The organism is Catellatospora sp. TT07R-123, from assembly GCF_018327705.1.
Lineage (GTDB): Bacteria > Actinomycetota > Actinomycetes > Mycobacteriales > Micromonosporaceae > Catellatospora.
Genome location: NZ_BNEM01000002.1, coordinates 3,666,624 through 3,688,607 on the forward strand (window position 1 = coordinate 3,666,624; position 21,984 = coordinate 3,688,607).

General features: G+C 72.6%; 16 protein-coding genes and 1 pseudogene. 6 read left to right on the forward strand and 11 right to left on the reverse strand.

Translation table 11 applies throughout. The features are described from left to right. Positions 1-82: 82 nt before the first annotated feature. Genes Cs7R123_RS36165 through Cs7R123_RS36175 form a run of 3 tightly spaced genes read right to left on the reverse strand, consistent with a single transcriptional unit; the run spans position 83 to position 1,929 of the window. On the reverse strand, positions 83-460 hold the full coding sequence (locus Cs7R123_RS36165; RefSeq protein WP_212833323.1) for a YccF domain-containing protein: 378 nt from the start codon (positions 458-460) through the stop codon (positions 83-85). Between the two features lie 18 nt (positions 461-478). Then, positions 479-1,093, reverse strand: coding sequence for a DUF402 domain-containing protein (locus Cs7R123_RS36170; RefSeq protein ID WP_212833324.1), 615 nt, complete (start codon positions 1,091-1,093; stop codon positions 479-481). Beyond that, positions 1,093-1,929: an ABC transporter ATP-binding protein gene (locus Cs7R123_RS36175; protein ID WP_244872365.1), complete on the reverse strand. Its 837-nt coding sequence runs from the start codon at positions 1,927-1,929 to the stop codon at positions 1,093-1,095. Before Cs7R123_RS36175 ends, Cs7R123_RS36170 begins: the two co-directional genes overlap by 1 nt. Before the next feature lie 153 nt (positions 1,930-2,082). Between Cs7R123_RS36175 and Cs7R123_RS36180 the strand changes: the two genes are divergently transcribed. After that, complete coding sequence (locus Cs7R123_RS36180) at positions 2,083-3,117, forward strand: ATP-binding cassette domain-containing protein (RefSeq protein ID WP_212833325.1); 1,035 nt, start codon at positions 2,083-2,085, stop codon at positions 3,115-3,117. Continuing rightward, complete coding sequence (locus tag Cs7R123_RS36185) at positions 3,114-4,088, forward strand: ABC transporter permease subunit (protein WP_212833326.1); 975 nt, start codon at positions 3,114-3,116, stop codon at positions 4,086-4,088. The genes Cs7R123_RS36180 and Cs7R123_RS36185 overlap by 4 nt, the downstream gene beginning before the upstream one ends. 322 nt (positions 4,089-4,410) lie before the next feature. Here the strand turns inward: Cs7R123_RS36185 and Cs7R123_RS36190 are convergent, their stop codons facing one another. Next, a complete protein-coding gene (locus Cs7R123_RS36190; RefSeq protein ID WP_212833327.1) occupies positions 4,411-5,604 on the reverse strand; it encodes an ROK family transcriptional regulator in 1,194 nt (397 codons plus the stop codon). Positions 5,605-5,811: 207 nt separating this feature from the next. Here Cs7R123_RS36190 and Cs7R123_RS36195 point away from each other — a divergent pair, with 207 nt between their 5' ends. Beyond that, positions 5,812-7,260: a glycoside hydrolase family 3 protein gene (locus Cs7R123_RS36195; RefSeq protein WP_212833328.1), complete on the forward strand. Its 1,449-nt coding sequence runs from the start codon at positions 5,812-5,814 to the stop codon at positions 7,258-7,260. Positions 7,261-7,442: 182 nt separating this feature from the next. On the opposite strand, the gene Cs7R123_RS36200 is transcribed toward Cs7R123_RS36195, so the two are convergent. Next, entirely contained in the window at positions 7,443-12,536 is a 5,094-nt protein-coding gene (locus Cs7R123_RS36200; protein WP_212833330.1) for an NAD-glutamate dehydrogenase, read from the reverse strand. A 202-nt stretch (positions 12,537-12,738) separates the two neighbouring features. On the opposite strand from Cs7R123_RS36200, the gene Cs7R123_RS36205 reads away from it, so the two are divergent. Then, complete coding sequence (locus Cs7R123_RS36205; protein WP_212833332.1) at positions 12,739-14,652, forward strand: penicillin-binding transpeptidase domain-containing protein; 1,914 nt, start codon at positions 12,739-12,741, stop codon at positions 14,650-14,652. A 161-nt stretch (positions 14,653-14,813) separates the two neighbouring features. Here Cs7R123_RS36205 and Cs7R123_RS36210 read toward each other — a convergent pair whose 3' ends face one another. From Cs7R123_RS36210 to Cs7R123_RS36235, 6 genes and pseudogenes are all read right to left on the reverse strand, one after another. Continuing rightward, positions 14,814-15,137 carry a hypothetical protein gene (locus Cs7R123_RS36210; protein ID WP_212833334.1) on the reverse strand — a complete coding sequence of 108 codons (324 nt, stop codon included), beginning with the start codon at positions 15,135-15,137 and terminating at the stop codon, positions 14,814-14,816. 392 nt (positions 15,138-15,529) lie between these two features. After that, positions 15,530-17,044 (reverse strand): hypothetical protein, encoded by a 1,515-nt coding sequence (locus tag Cs7R123_RS36215; protein ID WP_212833336.1) that lies wholly within the window; start codon positions 17,042-17,044, stop codon positions 15,530-15,532. Between the two features lie 111 nt (positions 17,045-17,155). Further along, complete coding sequence (locus Cs7R123_RS36220) at positions 17,156-17,563, reverse strand: hypothetical protein (protein ID WP_212833338.1); 408 nt, start codon at positions 17,561-17,563, stop codon at positions 17,156-17,158. Next, positions 17,556-17,912: a hypothetical protein gene (locus Cs7R123_RS36225; protein WP_212833340.1), complete on the reverse strand. Its 357-nt coding sequence runs from the start codon at positions 17,910-17,912 to the stop codon at positions 17,556-17,558. The genes Cs7R123_RS36220 and Cs7R123_RS36225 overlap by 8 nt, the downstream gene beginning before the upstream one ends. Positions 17,913-18,111: 199 nt before the next feature. Further along, positions 18,112-19,141: pseudogene (locus tag Cs7R123_RS36230) on the reverse strand (arginase family protein); the annotation flags it as partial. 31 nt (positions 19,142-19,172) lie between these two features. Beyond that, positions 19,173-20,102, reverse strand: a complete 930-nt coding sequence (locus Cs7R123_RS36235; RefSeq protein WP_212833342.1) for a tetratricopeptide repeat protein — start codon at positions 20,100-20,102, stop codon at positions 19,173-19,175. Between the two features lie 90 nt (positions 20,103-20,192). Between Cs7R123_RS36235 and Cs7R123_RS36240 the strand changes: the two genes are divergently transcribed. Continuing rightward, the gene (locus Cs7R123_RS36240; protein WP_244872368.1) at positions 20,193-20,708 is read left to right on the forward strand and encodes an RNA polymerase sigma factor; all 516 of its coding nucleotides are present in this window, start codon (positions 20,193-20,195) and stop codon (positions 20,706-20,708) included. Further along, the gene (locus Cs7R123_RS36245; protein ID WP_212833344.1) at positions 20,705-21,967 is read left to right on the forward strand and encodes a hypothetical protein; all 1,263 of its coding nucleotides are present in this window, start codon (positions 20,705-20,707) and stop codon (positions 21,965-21,967) included. Before Cs7R123_RS36240 ends, Cs7R123_RS36245 begins: the two co-directional genes overlap by 4 nt. Positions 21,968-21,984: the final 17 nt, after the last annotated feature.

A 21,984-nucleotide genomic window follows, 5' to 3' on the forward strand; every position in this document is an offset into this window, starting at 1 on the left:
GCTGCCTCCTCGTCGAGTGCCGTATGCCGCTTCGAGCCTAACGGTCGCTAAGCCGAAGCGGTCGCACCACCGGCGCGCGAGGTCAGGCGCGGGCCACGATCTCCCGTCCCAGCGGCCACAGCGCGGCCGGCACCAGCTTGAAGTTGGCGATGCCGAACGGGATGCCGATGATCGTGATGCACAGGGCCACCCCGGCGGTGATGTGCATCAGGGCCAGCCACCAGCCCGCCACGATGAACCACACGATGTTGGCCAGCGTCGAGGCCAGCCCGGCGCTGGGCCGCTCGGCGATGTCGTACCCGAACGGCCAGAACGAGTAGCGCGCGAGCCGGAACGAGGCCACCCCGAACGGGATCGTCACGATCAGCACGAAGCAGATGATGCCCGCGATGCCGTACGCCAGGCCCAGCAGGAAACCGCTGCCGAAGATGAACCAGAGGATGTTGAGGAGCGTCCGCATACCCTCGATGCTGACGCCTCAGGGCAAGGTCGGTGCCAGTTCGTCCCATCCGGCGGGCAGTTGCCGCGGCAACCAGCGCGGATCGGGGTGCCAGTCGGCCCACGAGTCGTGCCACCAGCGCTCCCCGGCGTCGAGCAGCCGGGCCACCCGGTCGCCCTCGGCCTGGATCGCCTCCATCCGCCCCGGGTAGCGCACCGGCCCGGCCGCGGCGAACTCCTCGACGTCCTTCCACTCCCAGCGCGGCGCGCCCGGCGCCCAGTGCAGGTCCAGCTCGTGGTCGAGGGTGTCGAAGCCGATCGCGGTGCGCCGCGGCGCGTCCTGGAGGTTGAAGTACCACCCGTTCCAGGTGCGCCGCGGGCCCTTCCAGAACACGAAGACGGCGTGCTCGATGCCCGGGAAGTGCAGCGCGAGCATGCCGTGGCCGTGCCACTCCTGCCGCCCCTGCACCTGGTACGGGTGCCGCCCGGCCGGGAACGCCCCGTGCCTCGGGTACCCGAAGCGCGTCCCGCCCGGCAGGTACGTCACCAGCAGCTCGTCGGTGTCCTGCACGCAGATCGACGCGTACCCGAACCAGACCTCGTCGCGCAGGATCTCCCGGCGCACGATCGTGTCGCCGGGCGCGAACCGCCGCATCAGGCCGCCCGCGCGGCGTACCTGCCGCCCGCCGCGGTCACGGTCAGCGGCAGCCCGAACGTCTCGGACAGGTGCGCCGACGTGATCACGTCCTGCATCGGGCCTGCGGCGACGATGCCGCCCTCGCGCATCAGCAGCGCGTGGGTGAAGCTCGGCGGGATCTCCTCGACATGGTGGGTGACCAGCACCAGCGCGGGCGCGTCCGGGTCGGCGGCCAGCTCCGACAGCCGCGCCACCAGGTCCTCGCGGCCGCCCAGGTCGAGCCCGGCCGCGGGCTCGTCGAGCAGCAGCAGCTCCGGGTCGGTCATCAGGGCGCGGGCGATCTGGGTGCGCTTGCGCTCGCCCTCCGACAGCGTGCCGTACTCCCGCTCGGCGAAACCGCTCATGCCCCACTCGCCGAGCAGCTGCTCGGCGCGGGCCAGGTCGGCCGGGTCGTACGACTCGCGGAAGCGGCCGACCACGGCCCAGGACGCGGTCACCACCACGTCGCGGACCAGCTCGCCCGGCGGGATGCGCTCGGCCAGCCCGGCCGTGGACAGGCCGATGCGGGTGCGCAGCTCGTTCATGTCGACGCGGCCGATGCGCTCGCCCAGCACGTACACGGTGCCCTTGGTGGGGTGGGAGCGCCCGGCGGCCAGATGCAGCAGCGTGGTCTTGCCGGCGCCGTTGGGGCCCAGCACCACCCAGCGCTCGTCCAGCTCGACCCGCCACGAGATCTCCCGGAGCAGGTGCTTGCCCTGGCGGACCACGTCGACCTGGTCCGCGGCGATCACCAGATCGGGGTCGTCGGCGGCGACTACGGGAGCGGCGGCGGCCGCGCGGTGCTGTCCTGACACAGCCGATATCCAATCACGCCGGGCACTGCGCGCGTGCGACCCTGCCAGCCAGATCACAGTCGGCGCTGCCCCGGTCCCGCTCCGTCACGCGCCCCCACGGATCGACGCCCAGCACGTACGGTGAGCCGGTCCCCCTCACCCTAAGGAGGCGCGTTGACCGCCGTCATCGAGATCAGCGGCCTGCGCAAGACGTTCCACAGCGTGCGTCGCGGGCGGCAGACCGCCCTCGACGGGTTCGACATGGAGGTCCACGCCGGGCAGGTCCACGGCTTCCTCGGGCCGAACGGCTCCGGCAAGACCACCACGCTGCGCACCCTGCTGGGCCTGATGCGCGCCGACTCCGGCACCATGCGCATCCTCGGCACCCCGAGCGAGCGCTACGCCACCGTGGCGCACCGGGTGGGCGCGATCGTGGAGAGCCCGGCGTTCTTCGCCGGCTTCAGCGGCCGCAAGACGCTGCAGATCCTGGCCACCGCGGGCGGCGTGCCCGCGACCCGCGTCGACGAGGTGCTCACCACGGTCGGGCTGCGCGAGCGCGCCGACGACCTGGTCAAGGGCTACTCCCTGGGTATGCGCCAGCGCCTGGCCGTGGCCTCGGCCCTGCTCAAGCAGCCTGAGCTGCTGATCCTGGACGAGCCCGCCAACGGCCTGGACCCGGCGGGCATCCACGCCATGCGCACGCTGATGAGCGACCTCGCGGCCGCCGGGGTGACCGTGCTGATCTCCAGCCACCTGCTGGCCGAGATCGAGCAGGTCTGCGACTCGGTCACCATCATCTCGCGCGGCCGCCGGGTCACCCACGGCCCGGTGGCGCAGGTGCTGGCCAAGCACGCGACCGGCGAGTTCCGCGTCCAGGTCGGCGACCCCTCGGCCGCGGTGCAGCTGCTGCGGTCCGCGGGCCGCGCCGCCCGGGTCGACGGCGGCTACGTGGTGGTGGGCGGGGTCGACGACCCGGCCTGGATCACCCAGACGCTCGGCGAGGCCGGGCTGTGGCTGGCCGAGCTGGTCGCGATCGCCCCCGACCTGGAGAGCGTCTTCCTCGACCTCACCGACACCCGCCCGGCGCCGGGCCAGCCGCCGCAGGTGCAGGACGTGACCCCGGGCGATGAGCCCGAGCCCGAGCCCGGACCCGTCGCCGCCGACGCCCCCGCCGCCGTCATCGACCTCGACCTGAAGGAGCAGTCGTGAACCTCGCGAAAGCCGAGCTCAACCGGCTGATGTCGCGCCGGTTCGTCAAGCTCCTGGTGGTCGTGCTGTTCGCGGTCTTCGGCCTCACCGTGGCCGTCGTGATGATCGACAGCAGCCGCCCCAGCGACCAGGCGTGGGCCGAGGCCCGCCAGATGGCCGCCGAGGCGCGCGCCGACCGGACGCGCGAGCACGAGCGGTGCCTGACGAGCAAGGACCCGGGCGCGCCGCAGGACCTGTACGACCAGTACTACGGGGCCGACTGCACCGCGTACGACCCGGCGGACGTCAAGGACGAGCAGTACCTGTCCGGCGTGTTCGTCTTCAGCGACGAGATCACCGGGCTGGCCTACATGCTCGCGGCATACCTGGCCTTCTTCGGGTTCCTCATCGCGGCGTCGTTCATCGGCGCGGAGCTGAGCAGCGGCGGCCTGATCAACCTGCTGCTGTGGCGGCCGCAGCGCGGCACCGTGTACGGCACCAAGCTCGGCGTGCTGCTGGGCGGGCTGGCCGTGTTCAACCTCGGCTTCACCGTGCTCTACGTCGGCGTGTTCTGGGTGCTGGCGGCCACGACCGGCTGGACCGGCAACCTCGGCGGCGACTTCTGGCCGGACCTGATCGGGCTGTCGCTGCGCGGCTTCGTGCTGGCGCTGGTGACGGCGGCCTGCGCGTACGCCATCGCCACCATCGGACGGCACACGGCCGCGGCCCTGGGCGTGCTCATCGGGTACGTCATCGCGTGGGAGCTGGGCGCCCGGCTCGTCTTCTACATGATCAATCTGGAGCCGAGCGACCCGCTGTTCCTGTCCACCTACGTCGCCGCCTGGGTCAACGGCGGCTACCGGTACTGGGGCAACTACGACGGCAGCGCCCTCGTGATCGACGCCGGCACCGGCGCCGCGGTCCTGCTCGGCCTGGCCGCACTGCTCGTCGGCGGCGGCTACCTCAGCTTCCACCGCCGCGACCTGACCTGACCTGACCGCCGAGCGCGCCCGCTCGGCGCGCTCGGCGCGCTCGGCGCGCTCGGCGCGCTCGGCGCGCTCGGCGCGCTCGGCGCGCTCGGCGCGCTCGCGAGGCTGCACTTTCGGGGAAAGTGCAGCCTCGCGGCGTCAGATTCCAGCACTTTCCCCGAAAGTGCAGCGATCAACGCGGCGCGGCACGGTGCGCGCGGTGCGGTGCGCGCGGTGCGGTGCCGTGTGCGCGGTGCGCCAGGCGGACCCGCTGTCGCGCGGCCCCGCTGGGCGCCCCGTGCGGTGTGATCGTCGAAGCTGCTCAGCTTCGCGGCGTAGGGGCTCGTCAGTCGACGGTCGAGCCGAAGACCTCGTCGCGGACGGTGTCCAGGGCCGTGAGCAGGGCGCCGCGCAGGACCGGCTCGTCGGAGACGCCGGTGACGACCACGCGCGGGGCCACCGGGCTGATCGCCGCCACCTCGTGCTGCACCCGCTCGGCCAGCGGAGTGCCGCCCGCGGCGCCGACCTCGCCGGTGAGCACCACCAGCGGCGGGTCGAGCACCAGGCAGGACGCGGCGACGCCGAGCGCCAGCCGCCGGGCCAGCTCGTCGAGGACGGGGCCGCCCTTGGTGCCGGCCGCGATCGCGGCCTTCACCGCGTCGGCGGCGCTGGGGGCGCGGAAGCCGTGCTCGCGGGCGACGGAGCGGACCGCGTCGGCCCCGGCGACCATCTGGAAGGCGCCCTTGCCGACGCGGCGGCTGACGTCGCGCGGGATCTCCGCACCGGGCACCGGCAGGTAGCCGATCTCACCGGCGGCGCCGGAGAAGCCGCGGTGCAGGCGCCCGCCGAGCATGACGGCCAGACCGATGCCGGAGCCGACCCAGACCAGCAGGAAGTCGCCGACCTCGCGCGCGGCGCCCAGGTGCGACTCGGCCACGGCGGCCAGGTTCACGTCGTTCTCGAACAGGATCGTGGTGTGCAGGTCGTCGCGCAGCGCGGCGGCCAGGCCCCGCTGCCAGCGCGGCAGGTTGAACGCGAAGACGATGTCGCCGCTGCTCGGGTCGACCAGACCCGGGGTGCCCAGCACTATGCGGCGTACGGCGCTCAGCGGGGCGCCGGCCTGGGCGGCGGCGCTGACCACGGCGTCGTGCACGAGCCGCACCGGGTCGTCGACCCCGCCGCTGTTCTCGGTCTGCATGGAGACCTCGACCCGGCCCACGACCGCGCCGGTGATGTCGGCGCACGCGGCGGTGACCTGCTCGGCCCCGACCTCCACGCCCACCACGTACGCGCTGCCGGGGCTGACGCTGTAGAGCTGCGCGTTGGGTCCGCGCCCACCGGCCTGCTCGCCGACCCGCCGGACCAGGCCGCGCTCCTCAAGGCGTTCCACGAGCTGGGAGGCGGTCACCTTGGACAGGCCCGTGAGCTCGCCGAGCTGCGAGCGCGTCAGCGGCCCACGCGCCAGCAGCAGCTCGAGCGCGGCTCGATCGTTGAGCGCGCGGAGAAGGCGGGGGGTGCCTGGTTGGGAAACTGCGGCCATGGTCGATCATCCTAGGTGCTCGCCGCGAAGCCGGTGTGCAGACACCGACACTAGCTTTTAGTTAAGTTTCTTATTAGATTAGGTACCCTTAACCGTGTACGGCCGTAGCCTACGGCTTCGACACGCAAACCCACTATGGATGGCAAGACCCGACACACTGGCCAAAAGGCCAACATCGTGTTCGGGCGACGGAAGCGGAGGATCACCGTGACCATCGACCCCGGGCTGCGGCGCCTGGCACTGCGTACGCTGCTGGCCGCGTTCCCCGGCCACACCGCTCCGGATTGGGCCACCGACCTGCTCACCCAGGGCCTGGCGGGCTACACCCTGTTCGGCTACAACATCTCCGACGGCGACCAGCTCGCCGCGCTCACCGGCCAGCTGCGGGCCGCCCGGCCCGACGCGCTGCTCGCCATCGACGAGGAGGGCGGCGACGTCACCCGGCTGGCGCACCGCACCGGCAGCCCGTACCCGGGCAACGCCGCCCTGGGTGCGATCGGCGACCTCGACCTCACCCGCCGGGTGTACCACGCCATCGGCACCGAGCTCACCGCCGCCGGGATCAACCTGAACCTGGCCCCCACGGTGGACGTCAACACCGCCACCGACAACCCGATCATCGGCACCCGCTCGTTCGGTGCCGACCCCGTGCGCGTCGCGGTGCACGCCGCCGCGGCGGTCGTCGGCCTCCAGCAGGCCGGGGTGGCCGCCTGCGCCAAGCACTTCCCCGGCCACGGTGCCACCGTCACCGACTCCCACCACGACCTGCCCACGGTCGACGTCACCGAACAGGTGCTGCGCGAGCGCGAGCTGCCCCCGTTCGCGGCGATCGTGGCCGCGGGCGCCAAGGCCGTGATGACCGCCCACATCCGGGTCCCGGTGCTGACCGGCGACGACCCGGCGACCTTCAGCCGGGCCGTGCTCACGGACCTGCTGCGGGACGAGTTCGGGTTCACCGGCGTGATCGTCACCGACGCGCTGGAGATGCAGGGCGCGAAGCGGATCGCGGGCGGCATCGGACCGGCCGCCGTCCGCGCCCTGGACGCCGGGGCCGACCTGCTGTGCCTCGGCGCCGACATCGACCTGGAGATCGTCGAGCAGGTGGCCGCCGACATCGTCGCGGCGATCAAGGACGGCAGCCTCAGCCTCGCCCGCGTCGAGGAGGCCGCGGCCCGCAACGACGCCCTCGCGGCGTGGACCGCGGGCAGCATCGAGGTCGAGGCCAGCCCCCGGCTGGGCTACGACGCCGCCCGCCGCGCGGTCAGCGTCGAGGGCAGCCTCGACGGGTTCGAGCACCCGTTCGTGGTGCAGCTGCGGGCCGGGCACACCATCGCCGAGGGCGCCGTGCCGTGGGGGCTGACCATGCACCTGGCCGACACCCCGCAGCTGGCCGTGGCGGCCGACGAGACCAGCGTCGACGCGCTGATCGACGCGGCGGCCGGGCGGCCGATCGTGCTGGTCGGGCGGCACACGCACCGCAACCCGGCGGCCCGCTCGCTAGCCGAGCAGCTCGCCGCGGTGCACCCGCTGGCCGTGGTCGAGATGGGCTGGCCGGCCGGATGGCGGCCGCGCGGGGCACAGGCCTTCATCACCACGTACGGCGCGAGCCACGCCAACGGCCGCGCCGCCGCCGAGGTCCTGGGCCTGGCGGGCTGACCCCCGCCACGCCGACCGGGGCGAGGCAGCACTTTTCATAGACGTTGGCCTATGACATCGAATTCGGGTAGATCGAAGTCGACGTCATAGGCCAACGTCTATGACAAAACGGGGTGTGGCGGGACCGCGCGGGATGTGGCGGGACTGGTGTGGGGACGGGCGGCTGGGCCGCCCGTCCCTGGTCAGGCCGCCGCCGTACGCACCAGGGTGCGGATCTGGCGGAGCAGGACCGACAGCGGGGCCAGGTCCACCTTCACCTCGTCCAGCTCCGCGATCGACTTGCGCGCCTGGGCGGTGGCCGTCGCGTTGGCCTGCTCCCAGTGCTGCACCCGGTCCTGCGGGGCGGTGCCGACGGGCGTCGCCGCCAGCACCTCCTTGGTCAGGGCGGCCAGCGCGGCGTACAGGTCGTAGCGCAGCGCCATCCGGGCCAGGGTCTGCCAGCGGTCGTCGCGCGGCAGCAGGGAGATCTTCGTCAGCAGGTCGTCCACGCGGAACCGCTCGGACAGCGCGAAGTACACCCCGGCGACCTCCTCCAGGTCGCGGCCGGTGTCGGCGGCGACCTCGACGACGTCGAGCAGGCCGAAGCTGTACAGCGTGCGCGCGCCCCACTCGGCCAGGTCCGCCGGAGCGCCCAGCTCGACCAGCTCGGCCTCGTGGGCCTTCATGGCCTCGTGCTCGGCCCCGCGGAACAGGCTGGACAGGCGCGGCATGAGCGCGGTGACGCCGGGCTTGAACCGGGCGATCTCGGCGGGCACGTCCAGCGGCGAGCGCCGGTTCTGGATGAGCCACCGGACGGCGCGGTCCATCAGCCGCCGGGCCTTGAGGTAGGTCTCGGTCTGCGCGGCGGTGGGGATGAGGTTGTCGGTGGCCTCGACGGCCTCCCACAGCTCGGCCAGTCCGAAGACCTCCCACACGATCTCGAACGCGCGCAGCACCTCGGCGACGGTCGAGCCGGTCTCCTCGACGGCCCGGTGCACGAACGTGGTGCCGCCCCGGTTGACCGTCTCGTTGACCAGGACCGTGGTGACGATCTCGCGGCGCAGCCGGTGCTCGGCCATCTCCTTGGTCATCCCGCGCAGCGGGGCCGGGAAGTATCCGGCGAGGGTCTGCGCGGTCCACGGGTCGTCGGGCAGGTCGGAGGAGACGATCTGCTCCTCCAGCGAGATCTTGACGTACGCCATGAGCACGGCGAACTCGGGCGTGGACAGGCCCTGGCCGTTCTCGCCACGGACCACCAGCTCCTCGTCGGTGGGCAGGCCCTCCAGCGCGCGGTCGATCTTCCCGGCGCGCTCCAGCTCGGTCAGCACCCGGCGGTGCACGGGCAGCAGCGACAGGGTCTGCGAGCGGGCGTTGCCCAGCGCGCGGGCCTGGCCGTAGTTGTCCCGCAGCACCAGCGCGGCGACCTCGTCGGTCATGCTGGCCAGCAGCTCGTTGCGGGCCGTCAGGCTCAGCGAGGTGTCCGCGCCGAGCAGGATCTTGATGTTGACCTCGTGGTCGGAGCAGTCCACGCCGGCCGAGTTGTCGATGAAGTCGGTGAAGATGTGGCCGCCGGCGCCCTGGGCGCCCTTGCGGGCGTACTCGATGCGTCCGGCCTGGGTCAGGCCCAGGTTGCCGCCCTCGCCGACGACCCGGCAGCGCAGGTGGGCGCCGTTGACCCGGATCGCGTCGTTGGCCTTGTCGCCGACGTCGGCGTGCGACTCGGTGGTGGCCTTGACGTACGTGCCGATGCCGCCGTTCCACAGCAGGTCGACCGGGGCGAGCAGGATCGCCTTCATCAGCTCCGGCGGGCTCATCGCGGTCACCGTCTCGGCCAGGCCGAGTGCCGCGCGCACCTGCGCCGTGATGGGGATCGACTTGGCGGTACGCGGGTGCACGCCGCCGCCCGCGGAGATCAGCTCCGGGTTGTAGTCGGCCCACGAGCTGCGCGGCAGGTCGAACATGCGCCGCCGCTCGGCGAAGGAGGACGCGGCGTCCGGGTCCGGGTCGAGGAAGATGTGCCGGTGGTCGAACGCGGCCACCAGCCGGATGTGCGCGGACAGCAGCATGCCGTTGCCGAACACGTCGCCGGACATGTCGCCGACGCCGACCACGGTGAAGTCCTCGGTCTGGGTGTCGTGCCCCACGCCCCGACCGTGCCCGCCGCTTCCGGCAGCGAGCTCCCGACCGTGCTCACCGCTTCCAGTCGCGAGCTCCCGGAAGTGCCGCTTGACGGACTCCCAGGCGCCCCGGGCGGTGATGCCCATCTTCTTGTGGTCGTAGCCGGCCGAGCCGCCGGAGGCGAACGCGTCGCCCAGCCAGAACCCGTACGACGCGGAGATCTCGTTGGCGATGTCGGAGAACGTCGCCGTCCCCTTGTCCGCCGCGACCACCAGGTACGGGTCGTCGCCGTCGTGGCGGATCACGTCGACCGGCGGCACGACCTTGCCCGCGTCGAGGTTGTCGGTGATGTCCAGCAGCGCCGAGATGAACCGGCGGTAGCAGGCCACGCCCTCGGCCTGGAGCGCGTCGCGGTCGGTCACGGCCGGCGCCTGCTTGAGCACGAAGCCGCCCTTGGCGCCCACCGGCACGATCACCGCGTTCTTGACCATCTGCGCCTTGACCAGGCCCAGGATCTCGGTGCGGAAGTCGTCGCGCCGGTCGGACCAGCGCAGGCCGCCGCGCGCGACCGAGCCGAACCGCAGGTGCACGCCCTCGAAGCGGGGCGAGTACACGAAGATCTCGAACTTGGGCCGGGGCGCGGGCAGGTCCGGGATCGCCTGCGGGTCCAGCTTGAACGAGACGTACGACTTGGGCCGCCCGTCCGCCCCGCGCTGGAAGAACGAGGTGCGCAGCGTCGCCTGGATCAGCGTCAGGTAGCTGCGCAGGATGCGGTCCTGGTCGAGGCTGGCCACCGACTCCAGCTGCCGCCCGATCGCCGACACCAGCTCCTTGGCCTGGCTGGAGCGCTCGGTGTCGGCCAGTTGGAGCTTCGGGTCGAACCGGGTCTCGAACAGCGCCACCAGCATCGCCGCGAGCTGCGGGTACGTCGTGAACGTGGCTTCCATCGACTCCTGCGCGTAGACGGTGCCCGCCTGGCGCAGGTACTTCGCGTACGCCCGCAGCACCACGACCTGGCGCCAGGTCAGCCCGGCGCGCAGCACCAGCTCGTTGAAGCCGTCGACCTCCGCCTCGCGCCGCCACGCGGCCGCGAACGCGTTCTCCACGTGGGCGCGCACCTCGGCCAGGTCGCGGGCCCCGGCGGGCAGTTGCAGGCCGAAGTCGTAGACGTACATGTTGGCGTCGCCGCGGCGCACCTCGTACGGCCGCTCGTCGGTGACCTGCACGCCGAGGGAGTGCAGCACCGGCAGCACCGCCGACAGCAGCATCGGCTCGCCCTGGCGGTACACCTTGAACCGCACGTCGTTGCCGGGGCCGGTCCGCTCGACCGTGCTGCCCGTGCCGGCGGTGAACTTGCGCCGGAACAGGTGCATCTCCAGCTGGCCGGGCTCCTCCAGCAGCTCCAGCTTGGCCAGGTCCTGGACCGCCTCGTACGGCAGGTGCCCGTCCTTGTACGTCTCCGGCAGCGCGTCGGTGTACCGCGCCGCCAGCGACTTGGCCTGCTCATCGCCGATCTTGCGCTCCAGCACCAGCCGGAAGTCGTCGTCCCAGTTGCGGGTGGCGTCGCCGAGCTGCTCGGCCAGCACGTCGGCGTCGATCTCGCCGGGCGGGTTGGCCGGGTCGGTGCGCACGATGAAGTGCACCCGGGCGAGGTTCGACTCGCTGACGCGGGTGGTGTAGTCCACGCCGACGCCGTTCAGCTCGCGCAGCAGGATCTCCTGCATGGCCAGCCGGTGCACGGTGGTGAACCGGTCGCGGGGCAGGAAGATCAGGCAGGAGATGAACCGGCCGTACCCGTCGCGGCGCAGGAACAGCCGCAGCTGTCGGCGCCCGGCCATGCGCAGCACGCCCGTGACCGCGTGGTACAGGTCCTCGGTGGCGATCTGGAACAGCTCGTCGCGCGGGTAGGTCTCCATGATCTCCAGCAGGTCCTTGCCGGAGTGGCTCCGGGCCGACAGGCCCGAGCGCTCCAGCACGTTGTCGACCTTGCGCCGGATCACCGGCAGCTGCCGCACGCTGGTGCGGTAGGCCGCCGAGGAGAACAGGCCCAGGAAACGCCGCTCGCCGCTGACGTTGCCGTCGGCGGCGAACGTCTTGAAGCCCAGGTAGTCCAGGTACGCCGAGCGGTGCACGGTCGAGCGCGAGTTGGCCTTGGTGATCACCAGCAGCCGCTTCTCCAGCGCCTTGTGCTGCGCCTCGGGCGTCATCGACTCCAGCGTGCGGGCGGTCGAGCCGTCGCCGCGCAGGATGCCCAGGCCGGTGTCGGGGACCGCCCGCATCAGATCCGTGCCGGCGCCCGCGCCGGGGACCTTGACCAGCTCGTACTCGCGGTAGCCGAGGAAGGTGAAGTGGTGGTCGGCCAGCCAGCGCAGCAGCTCGACGGAGTCGGTGATGTCGCGGTCGGGCACCGGCAGCTCGGCTCCGGCGATCTCGTCGGCCATCGACAGGGCCTTGGCCCGCATCTTCGGCCAGTCCTCCACCGCCCGCCGGACGTCGCCCAGCACCCGCTCCAGGTCGGCGCGCAGGTGCTCCAGCTCCGCGTCGTCGCGGATGGCGCCCACCTCGATGCGCATCCAGCTCTCGACCAGGTCGCCCGGGATCGCGTCGTCCGGCTCGACCTCGGCGCAGACCTCGGTCAGGTTGCCCTCGCCGTCGCGGCGCACCACCATCACCGGGTGCACCAGCAGCTGCACGTCCTTGCGGGCGCTCAGCGCCGCGGTGACCGAGTCGACCAGGAACGGCATGTCGTCGGTGACGATCTCGACCACGGTGTGGCGGGGGGCGTGCGACAGCGACAGGCGCAGCTTCAGCTCGCCGGGACGGCGCCGCGAGGCCAGCTCGCGGTGTGCGCGGGCCGCCTCGACCAGCCGGGCCGGGGTCAGGTCGGCCAGTTCCTCGTCCGGGGCGAAGCGCCAGTAGCGCTGGACCAGCTGCGCCTCGGCCAGCCGCTCGTCGGTCAGGGCGGCAGCGTCGGGGCCGCCCGGTCCGCTGCCGGCCGCCGCCAGCGCGACCGCGGCCGCGATCAGCCGCTCGCTGTTCGGCAGGGGCTCGTCGAGCTCGGTGTCGTCCAGGTCGTCGGGCTGCGCCTGCGGCACACCCTCGATCCGGACGGTATCGCCGCTCGCTCCCGCCGCCACTTCCGGTACGGTGCCGCCGTCGACTCGGCCGCCAGACTCCATGGAAAGCCACTCCCCTTCGCCCACGACGCTGTGGGTCGCTGGTGGGACGGGCCGTGAGGGGCCGTCCCGTCGTCTCCCCCAGCCTAATCAGCCTCGCCGTCCAGGATCTCGCACGGGTGCCGCCGACACGTGAACGAAGGCAGTCCAGTCTTGGACACCACGGCCACTCCTACCGCCGGTACGACTGCGGCAGAATGCCGACATGGCCCTTCGCGTGACCGCACGCCCCAAGATCATTCTCTCTCTGCTGTCCTTGACGCTGCTCTTTCCCGCACTCGCCGCCTGCTCGGAGGAGGCCGGTCCGGCACCGATGCTGGACGCCTTCCTCGCCGGGTGGCCCAAGACCACCTTCGAGAATGTGAACTTCGTCAAGGCCAGCGGCGAGCGGCTGGACCCCGCGGCGGTGGGCACCGAACTGCGGGCGCTGGAGGGCACCCTCGCGCAGACCCCGCCCACGGTGACCAAGAAGTCCGACCCGGTGATCAGCGCCGAGCTCGCCACCGCCGAGGTGGCCGTCAAGCAGCCGCTGCCCAACGGCACCACCTGGGAATACACCACCACCGTGCGCATGTCGAAGGCCAAGGACGCCTGGCGGGTGATCTGGGAGCCCGCCGTGGTGCACCCGAAGCTCACCTTCGGCGACGCCCTGACCGTGCGGCGGATCGCGCCGGTGCGGGCCGGGGTGCTCGACGGGGCGGGCGAGCCGATCGTCAAGCCGCGTCCGGTGGTCGTGGTCGGCGTGCAGCCGCGCGACGTCAAGGACCTGGACCAGCTGGTCAAGGACCTGGACGACATCCTGAAGGGCGCGAAGGTCGACGTGAGCGTGGCCGACCTGGCCACCAAGGTCAAGGCGGCCCAGCCGACCGCGTTCGTCGAGGTGGTGCCGCTGCGGCGGGAGGCGTACGACCCGATCCGGGACAAGCTGCGCGCGCTGCCGGGCGCCGTGTTCCGCGAGGAGCAGTGGCTGCTGTCGCCGACGCGCACCTTCGCCCGCGCGCTGCTGGGCACGGTCGGGCCGGTGACCAAGGAGATCATGGATGCCAAGCCGACCGTGTACGCCATGGGCGACCAGGCGGGCCTGGGCGGCATGCAGCGCCAGTACGACGACCTGCTGCACGGCACCGCCGGGATCAAGGTCGTGGTCTCCCGCAAGGCCGCCGACGGCACCACCCAGGACGAGGCCGTCTACACGGTCGAGGCCAAGAACGGCACGCCGCTGAAGACCACGCTCGACCAGGCCGCCCAGATCGCCGCCGAGAAGGCCGTGGCCACGGTGAAGCAGCGCAGCGCGCTGGTCGCGATCCGGGTCAGCGACGGGAAGATCATCGCGGTGGCCAACAGCGGCGACGAGAACCTGGCCTTCAACGCCCAGGTGCCGCCGGGCTCCACCTTCAAGACCATCACCGCGTACGCGCTGCTGGATGCGGGCAAGGTCACCCCGACCACCCTCGTGAACTGCCCGAAGTTCATCACCGTCGACGGGCGCCAGTTCAAGAACTCGCACTTCCTGGAGCTGGGCAACGTCCAGTTCCACGTCGACTACGCCAAGTCCTGCAACACCGCGTTCGCCTCGCTCGCCCCGCAGCTGGGCCCGGACGGGCTGGCCACCGCCGCCGCCACGCTCGGCCTGGGCCAGGCCTGGGACCTGGGCACGCCCGCGTTCACCGGCAAGGTGTCGGCCAACGGGTCGGCCACCGAGCAGGCCGCGGCCGCGTTCGGCCAGGGCCAGACCATCGTCAGCCCGGTCGCCATGGCCGGGGTCGCGGCGGCGGTCGCCCGCGGCCAGTGGAAGCAGCCGGTCCTGCTGCTCGACCCCGCCCCGGCCAAGCCCGCCGCCGACGGCGCGCCGCTGAAGGACGCCGTGCTGGCCGCGCTGCGGCCGATGATGCGCGAGGTGGTCACCGACGGCACGGCGACGCTGCTCAAGGACGTCCCCGGCGGCCCGGTGCAGGGCAAGACCGGCACCGCCGAGTACGACGACAACCCCGACCACAGCCACGCCTGGTTCATCGGATGGCAGGGCGACATCGCGTTCGCGGTGTTCGTCGAGGCGGGCTACCGCCCGTCCGACACCGCCGTGCCGATCACGGAGGCGTTCCTGCGCGGCCTGCGCTGACGGGTCCCGCTTACGACGATGGGCAGGCGGTCTGGCGGACCGCCTGCCCATCGCGTCATCTCTATCGTGACGCGGCAACCCGCTCGTGAGCGGTCAGCCGCGCGCCCGCGTCATCGCCATCCGGCCCGCGTCGGGGCGGCCGTGCCGGCGATGCCGCCCGACTACGCCGGGAACAGGTCGAACCCCTTGTCCGTCACCGTGGTGCCCGAGGGGCAGGTGCCGAACGAACCCCGCTGGTCGCCGGCCCACCGGGTCACCCCGGGCTTGAAGTCGCCGTTGGAGCAGTAGACCCAGAAGCGGTAGCTGTCCGGGCCGTTGCCGTCGATGATGCCGCCGAATTTCGTCGAGGTGTCGACGGTGACGTGGACCGTGCCGTACCACTGCGGGGTGACGTTCGCGGCGGCAGCGGGGGCGGCCGAGACGGCCAGCACGCTGGCCGCACCAGCGACGGTCAGGGCGGCCTTGGCCGCGATCTTCGTGAACACTTTCATTTCCTCCCGTGATGTGAACCGAGTTGGACGCCCAGGGCACACGGGAGCCGCGCCATGCCGGCATGGCGCCGAAGCCCCCCGTGAGCTTCTGGATCCGTCCGTTGTGGATCGATCCGTGGTCGACATTAATGGGAGATCGCGAATCTGTGGGGGCAGCGAGCTCGCCGCGCCCCCTCCACAATGGAGTGATCGTCCGAAGCGCCTACCCATAGTGAGCATCGCGGCGAATATGGATCGGTAGGGACTACCCTTTCCGGCTTTTTGTTGTCACACCGGATACGCACGGCGATACATCACGGTCAGGTAACAACCAGGCAGACCAGACAAACGGCGGTGCCGCGGACGGGTTTGTCCGGGGCACCGCCGTTCGAAGCAGGCTGTACCGATCAGGGCTGTGCCGGGGCGGGATAGACCCGGTAGCCGCCGGTCTCGAACACGGGCGGCCCGGCCTGCTGCGCCAGCTTCACGTCCAGCGCGCTGCCCGCCTCGGCCACCCAGGCCTGCGGCCGCTCGTGCCAGTACGACGGGTAGCGGTTGAGACCCTGGTTCAGGTCGTCGCCGACGACGCCGCAGAGCACCTTCTCGTCGCTGAGGTAGCTGATCCAGTTGCAGGTCCAGTAGCCGGCGTGCACGTAGCTGTACCCCCTGTCCCGCAACCCGGCCAGCAGCGCGGCGTTGTCGTCGCGCATGCGGCCGTAGTCCCCGGTCACCTCCAGCAGGCTCGCCGAAGCGGCCAGCATGGTCAGCGCCAGGGCCGCCACCGGCACCGCCGCGAGGGCACCGCGCGCACCGCCGAGGCGCACCCGCCGCCACAGCGGCCAGAGCGCGGCGGGCAGCACCAGCAGCAGCACCGCCAGGTAGCGGGCGCTCTCGATCGGCGTGTCCGCCGCAGCGGGGCTGCGCACGTAGCTGAGCAGGCTGAGCAGGCCGGCGCCGAGCAGCACCAGGCTCATCGCGTCGCGCGCCCAGTCGTCCCGGTCCTCGGCGGACACCGGCCCGGCCCCGGCCGCGCGACGCGCCGCAGCCCGGCGGCGCAGGGCGGACACCGCCATGACCAGCGCCACCACGACCAGCGCCAGGAACACCGGCGACCACCACAGCGACCACGCCTCGCACCGGCCGGGCGCGCACAGGCCCATGCCGAGCGGGACGCTCAGCCACACGCCGCCGACCAACCGCTCCCACAGCGAGGCGTCGCTGCCCGCGCCGTTGAGCCCGAGGAACACCGAGACGGAGTTCTGCGCCAGCGGGGCGGTGAGGTTGTCCACCAGCAGTGGGGCGAGGCCCACGACGAAACCGGCGGCCGCGGACAGGGCACGGCGCGCGGTGAACACCTTCGCGGCGATGAGCAGCACCAGCGCACCGAGCAGGAACGGCGCGGGCAGCCAGTGGTTCCAGGCGATCAGGCCGAACAGCAGGCCCCAGCCCGCGTACGCGACCGGCCGCTCCCACCGCCGCGTGGCCAGCAGCCAGGTGATCAGGAGCAGCCCGAGCACCATCGCCGGCGTCTCCGGATACCCGCCCCCGGCGATGAGCTGGTTCTTGACCGTGCGGTCCGCGCCGAAGGCGAGCAGGGCGACGGTCAGCACCGCCAGGCCGGGCGAGTACACCCGGCGCACGAAGACGAAGGCCAGCACGAGGTAGGCGGCGTACAGGGCGAGGGTGACGATCCGCAGGGCGGTCACCGTCGGGCCGAGCAGCAGCACCAGCGGCGCGGCGAGGTATGCCTCGATCGTGCCCATGTAGTGCTGGCCGTAGAAGTAGACCGGCAGCCCGCGCCCGGCGCCGATGTGCAGCGCGGCCAGGCCCATCGTCGCCTCGTCGCTGTTGGTCGGCGGGGTGCCCGCGCCGGACAGCCACCACCGCCAGAGCAGGCCGAGCAGCCCGAAGAAAGCGGCCAACAGGCTATAACGCTTCCATTGCCACGATTTATGACGCACGGGCAACGAGTCTCCCATAGACGCATCGACGGCGCGGCCCCTCCACAGCGGGGCCAGGCCGGCGCGGATCGATCAGGCGGGGTCGGCGACCGGGCGGGCCGAGCGGCGCAGCCAGGCCAGACCGAGCACCGGCAGCACCAGCGGCAGGTAACCGTAACCCTCGCCGAAGCCCGACCACACCGTCTGGTCCGGGAAGTCCTGCGGCGCCAGCACGCTGAGCGTGCCGACCGCGAGCACGCCGACCAGCTCCACGCTGCAGCAGGCGACCGCCAGGCGGCGCCCGTGCGCGCCACCGCGCACCAGGCCCACCGTGGCGACGATGTAGATCACCGCGGCGACGGCGCTGAGCAGGTACGACACCGGCGCGTCGGCGAACTTGGTGATGATCTGCACGCTGGCGCGGGAGGTGGCCGCCACGGCGAACAGCCCGTAGACGAAGACGAGGACCCGGCCCAGGCCGCGGTTGAGGCCGTCAGACACCCCACACCTGCCCCAAGCGCAGGACGAGCACCGGCATGATCAGGGCGGCGACGCCGACGATCAGGCTGCCGAAGCGGGTGGGCTCCATCTTGCCGACGATCCAGGCGCCCGCGGGCAGCAGGGCCAGCGTCAGGCCGTACCCGATGAAGGTCGCGACCTCGCGCGGGCCGCTGCCGCCGATCCAGGTGACCACCGCGGCGGCCAGCAGCAGCACCGCCACCGCGTTGACCGCGACGGTGCCGACGAACTGCACCCGGTCGGGTGCGCGGTCGCGCATCGTGGCGATCAGGGCGATCGCCGCGAGCAGCAGGGAGACGACGGTCGTCACCGTGGCCAGGACATCGGACATGGCAGCCACCCTAACCCCCGCCCCCCGGACTCCCACCCCGACCGCCACGCGATGCCTCCCACGTCACCCGAACCCAACCCCAAGATCAGCCAAGTTGCCGGGCAATCGGGGCAATGACCGGCCCAGATATGCCCGATTGCCCGGCAACTTGGCTGATCTTGAACGGTCTCGACCGGCCTTGCCGATCTTGGTGCGCGCGGGGGCGGGGCGGGGCGCGGTCAGGCGACGGCGCGGCGGTCGGCGGTGGGGGTGCGCTGGGCCGGGACGCGGGGCTGGCCCGCGAGGCGGGGCTGGGTCGAGGCGCGGCCGGAGCGTTTGGGGGGCAGCAGCGGGGCCAGACCGGCGGCCAGGGTCGCGACCAGCTCGGAGGCGTACCGGCCGTCGGGGTCGTGGTCGGGGTCGAAGACGGTCAGCTCCATCCCCAGGCAGTCCGGCGTGTTGACCAGCCCGTTGAGCAGCAGCTCCAGCTCGGTCAGGGCGATGCCGCCGGGCTCGGGCGCGTCCACGGCGGGCATCACCGCCGGATCGAGCACGTCCACGTCCAGGTGCACCCAGTATCCGGCGCAGTCGGCCAGGCGCTCCCGGGCCCACTGCGCGGTGCGCTTGGCGCCCTCGGCGCGCAGCGCGGTCGCCGGGCGCACCGCGAACCCGGCCGCCTGGAGGTCCAGCCGGTACTCGTCGTGCTCGCGGATGCCGAGCACGACGACGTCGGTGTCGCGGTAGTACGGCCGCCGCCCCTCGATCCCGGCCAGCTCGGTCTGCCCGCGCCCGGTGACCAGGGCCAGGTCCTCCCCGGCCGCCGCCCCGACGTACGGGGCGTTGCCCGGATGCCGGAAGTCGGAGTGCCCGTCGACGAAGACCAGCCCGATCCGGCCGTCGATCTCCTCGCCGAGGCGGCGCATGGCCAGCGCCGAGCCGAGCGTGATCGAGCAGTCCCCGCCCAGGACCAGCGGGAACTCCCCGGCGTCGACGATCGCCCCGATCCGCTCCGCCAGCCGCACCGTGTACGAGTGCAGCTGCGGCGTGTGGCACACCCCGTCGCCGGGGCGCCAGTCACCGGGGTCGTAGCGGGGCGGGGTGAGGCACCCGGCGTCGCGGGCGTCCAGCCGCGCCAGCAGTTGCCGGTCGCGCAGCGCCCCCGGGGCCTTGGCGCAGCCGGGCACCGAGGTCTCGGTGGGCGGGCGCAGGCCCAGGTTGGACGGTGCGTCGAGGACCGCGATCCGGCGCATACACCTCTCCCCTGGACCTACGCGATGCTGTCTAGAACAGAGCGCTGGCCAGGGCGCGCCGCGCGGCCGCCACCGCGGGGTCGTCCGGCCCGGCGACGGCGAACAGCGACACCAGGTGCTGGCGCACCCTCTCCCGATCGTCACCGTAGACCCGGCGCACCAGATTCACCAGCCGCTGGTATGCCTGCTCCGCCTGGCCGCCCAGCACCTCGACGTCGGAGGCGCGCAGCTGCGCCGCGATGTCCTCGGGGCTGGCGTCGGCGGCGGCGACCGCTGCCTGCGGGTCCACCCCGACGATGCGCTTGGCCAGCACCACCTGGGCCAGCCCGGCTTCGGCGGCGGCGTCCTTCGGCGCGTCGGACAGGATCTTGCGGTACGCGCGCTCGGCCTCGTCGAGGTCGCCCATCATCAGCGCGTCGTCGGCCTCGGCCAGGCGCGGGTCCTCCGGCACCTCGACCGGCACGCCGCCCGCGCGCAGCACCGCGTCGAGCCACTGGCGCAGCTGCGCGGGCGGGACGGGTCCGGCGAACGCGTCGACGGGCTGGCCGCCGACCACGGCGTACACGGTGGGCACGCTCTGGACCCGGAACATCGCGGCCAGGCGCGGGTTGGCCTGGACGTCGACCTGGGCCAGCACCCAGAGCCCGCCGTCGGCGGCGTTGAACTGGGCCAGGGTGTCGGCCAGCTGCTGCACCTCGGGATAGCCGGGCGCCAGGAACGCCACCACGACCGGGGTGGCCATCGACCGCTCCAGCACCTCGGCCTGCACGTTGGCCTCGGTCACCTCGACCACGGCGCCGCCCCCCGCGGGGGCGCCGGGGAAGGTGCCGGTGGGCGCCGCGGAGCCGTTGTCGGCCGGTGCGGGCGCGGGCGTGGCCGGGGCAGCGGGGCGGTTGGCCAGCGCGCTGAGATCCACGGCTCCACGCGTGAAGATCGACTGTCCGGGTCGGAGATCGCTCATGGTTACCCAGTCTCCCACGAGCGTCACACCGGCTACGAGAAGGTCAGCGATCGCCGGGAACGGCGCATACGGTACGCGCGTGTATGTGGCATGCAGATGCCGTCCGCGGTGACCTTGAGCGCCGCCGCCCCGCGTGCCGACGCGGCGGCGGAGTTCGAGGAGTTCTACGCCGGCCAGCGCGAACGGGTGTTCCGCGCGCTGGCTGTCACCCTACGAGATCCGACCCTGGCCGCAGAGGCCACCGACGAGGCCATGGCCCGGGGGTACGCGCGCTGGTCGCAGCTCCGCCTCCACGCCAACCCCGGCGGATGGCTCTACCGCGTCGGGCTGAACTGGGCCACCTCCTGGTGGCGCAAGGTGCGCCGGGAGCGCCCGCTGCCGGAGACCCTGCCGCCCGTCGACGACGGCGACCCGACCGCGCTCGCCCTGCTCGACACCCTGCCGCTTGCGCAGCGGTCGGTGGTGGTGTGCCGGGTGCTGCTGCAGCTGTCCACCGCCGAGACCGCCGCCGCCCTCAGCCTGTCCGAGGGCACCGTCAAGAGCCGACTCTCTCGCGCGCTGAGCCACCTGCGCGCGGCCCTGCAGGAAGAAGAGGGCATGCGATGAGCGACGAATTCGCCGACGACATCCCGGCCGAGATCAGCGCGCTGGTGCACGCGGCCGCCCCGGGGGCGAGCCGGATCCCTGCCGCCGGGGTCGCCGCCGTGCAGCGGCGGGGCGTGCAGTGGCGTCGCCGCCGCGCCGCCGCCACCACGGCGGTGCTGGCCGGGCTGGTCGCCGTGGTCACCGTGGTGCCGGTCTGGACCGCCCGCGCCAAGGGCCCCGACCCGGCCGTCTCCCCTCGCCCATCGGCCACTGCGGGCCCGTCGGCCTCGCCCTCGCCCCGCACGCTGACCGGCCAGTCGGCCCAGCGGATGATCAACAGCTGGCAGGGGGCGTACGAGTCGGCGTCGAACGTCGACTACGACGGGCCGTACACGGTCAAGAACTTCCGCGACGTGACCCTTCCGGACGCGGTCGTGGTCTTCCCCGACTTCGGAGAGTTGTCCGACAGCGGCGTCGGGCAGCCGCTGCGCTACCGCGACACGCTGCTCACCTCGGTCGACACCGTGCTGCCCACCCCGTCGGGCGGCCTGGCGCTGCTGGGCTCGCGCGACCTCGACCCCGGTCACCGGCGCCCGGACGGCCCCTGTGTCACGAAACTGGAGTTCCGGCTGGAGCTGTACGACGCGACGGGCAGGCGCACGCTGTCGCGCAACGTCCGCAGGCAGTGCCACGACGTCGCCCTGGTCGGCGTGGACGAGCGGTACGCCTACCTGCGGCGCGACGACCTGGTGGTGGCGCACGACCTCGCCACCGGCGGCGAGCACCAGGTGGTCGACCTGCGCAAGCTGCCCAAGCCCAGCGAGGTCGGCATGAGCGTCCCCGCATCGGTGCAGTCGGGCAGGCTGGTGCAGTCGGCGTCCGATCCGCTGGTGGGCCAGGCCGACGCCACCGCCATCACGGTCTACGACCTGGCCGACCGCCGCACGTACCAGCTGAAGCTGCCCGAGAACGAGGCGTTCATCCTCGAGGTGCGCCTGTCCCCTGACGGCACCCGGGCCGCCGTGGTGTGGCGGGGCATGCAGCGGCCTTTCGACCTGGAGGTCACCGTGCTGGACGTGGCGACCTCGGCGCCGCTGGCGCACCAGGTGTTCAAGAGCACGTCACGCGTGCCGGACGCCTCGGCCGGCTACGCCACCACCTATGTCGGCGTGGCCTGGCACGACGCGTCGGCCCTGCGGTTCGCGTGGTACGAGACGCCGCTGACGGGCAAGCACCTGCTGTCGGAGATGGTCCGCACCGATGTGATCACGGTGCCGTGACACGGTGCGGCGCCCGC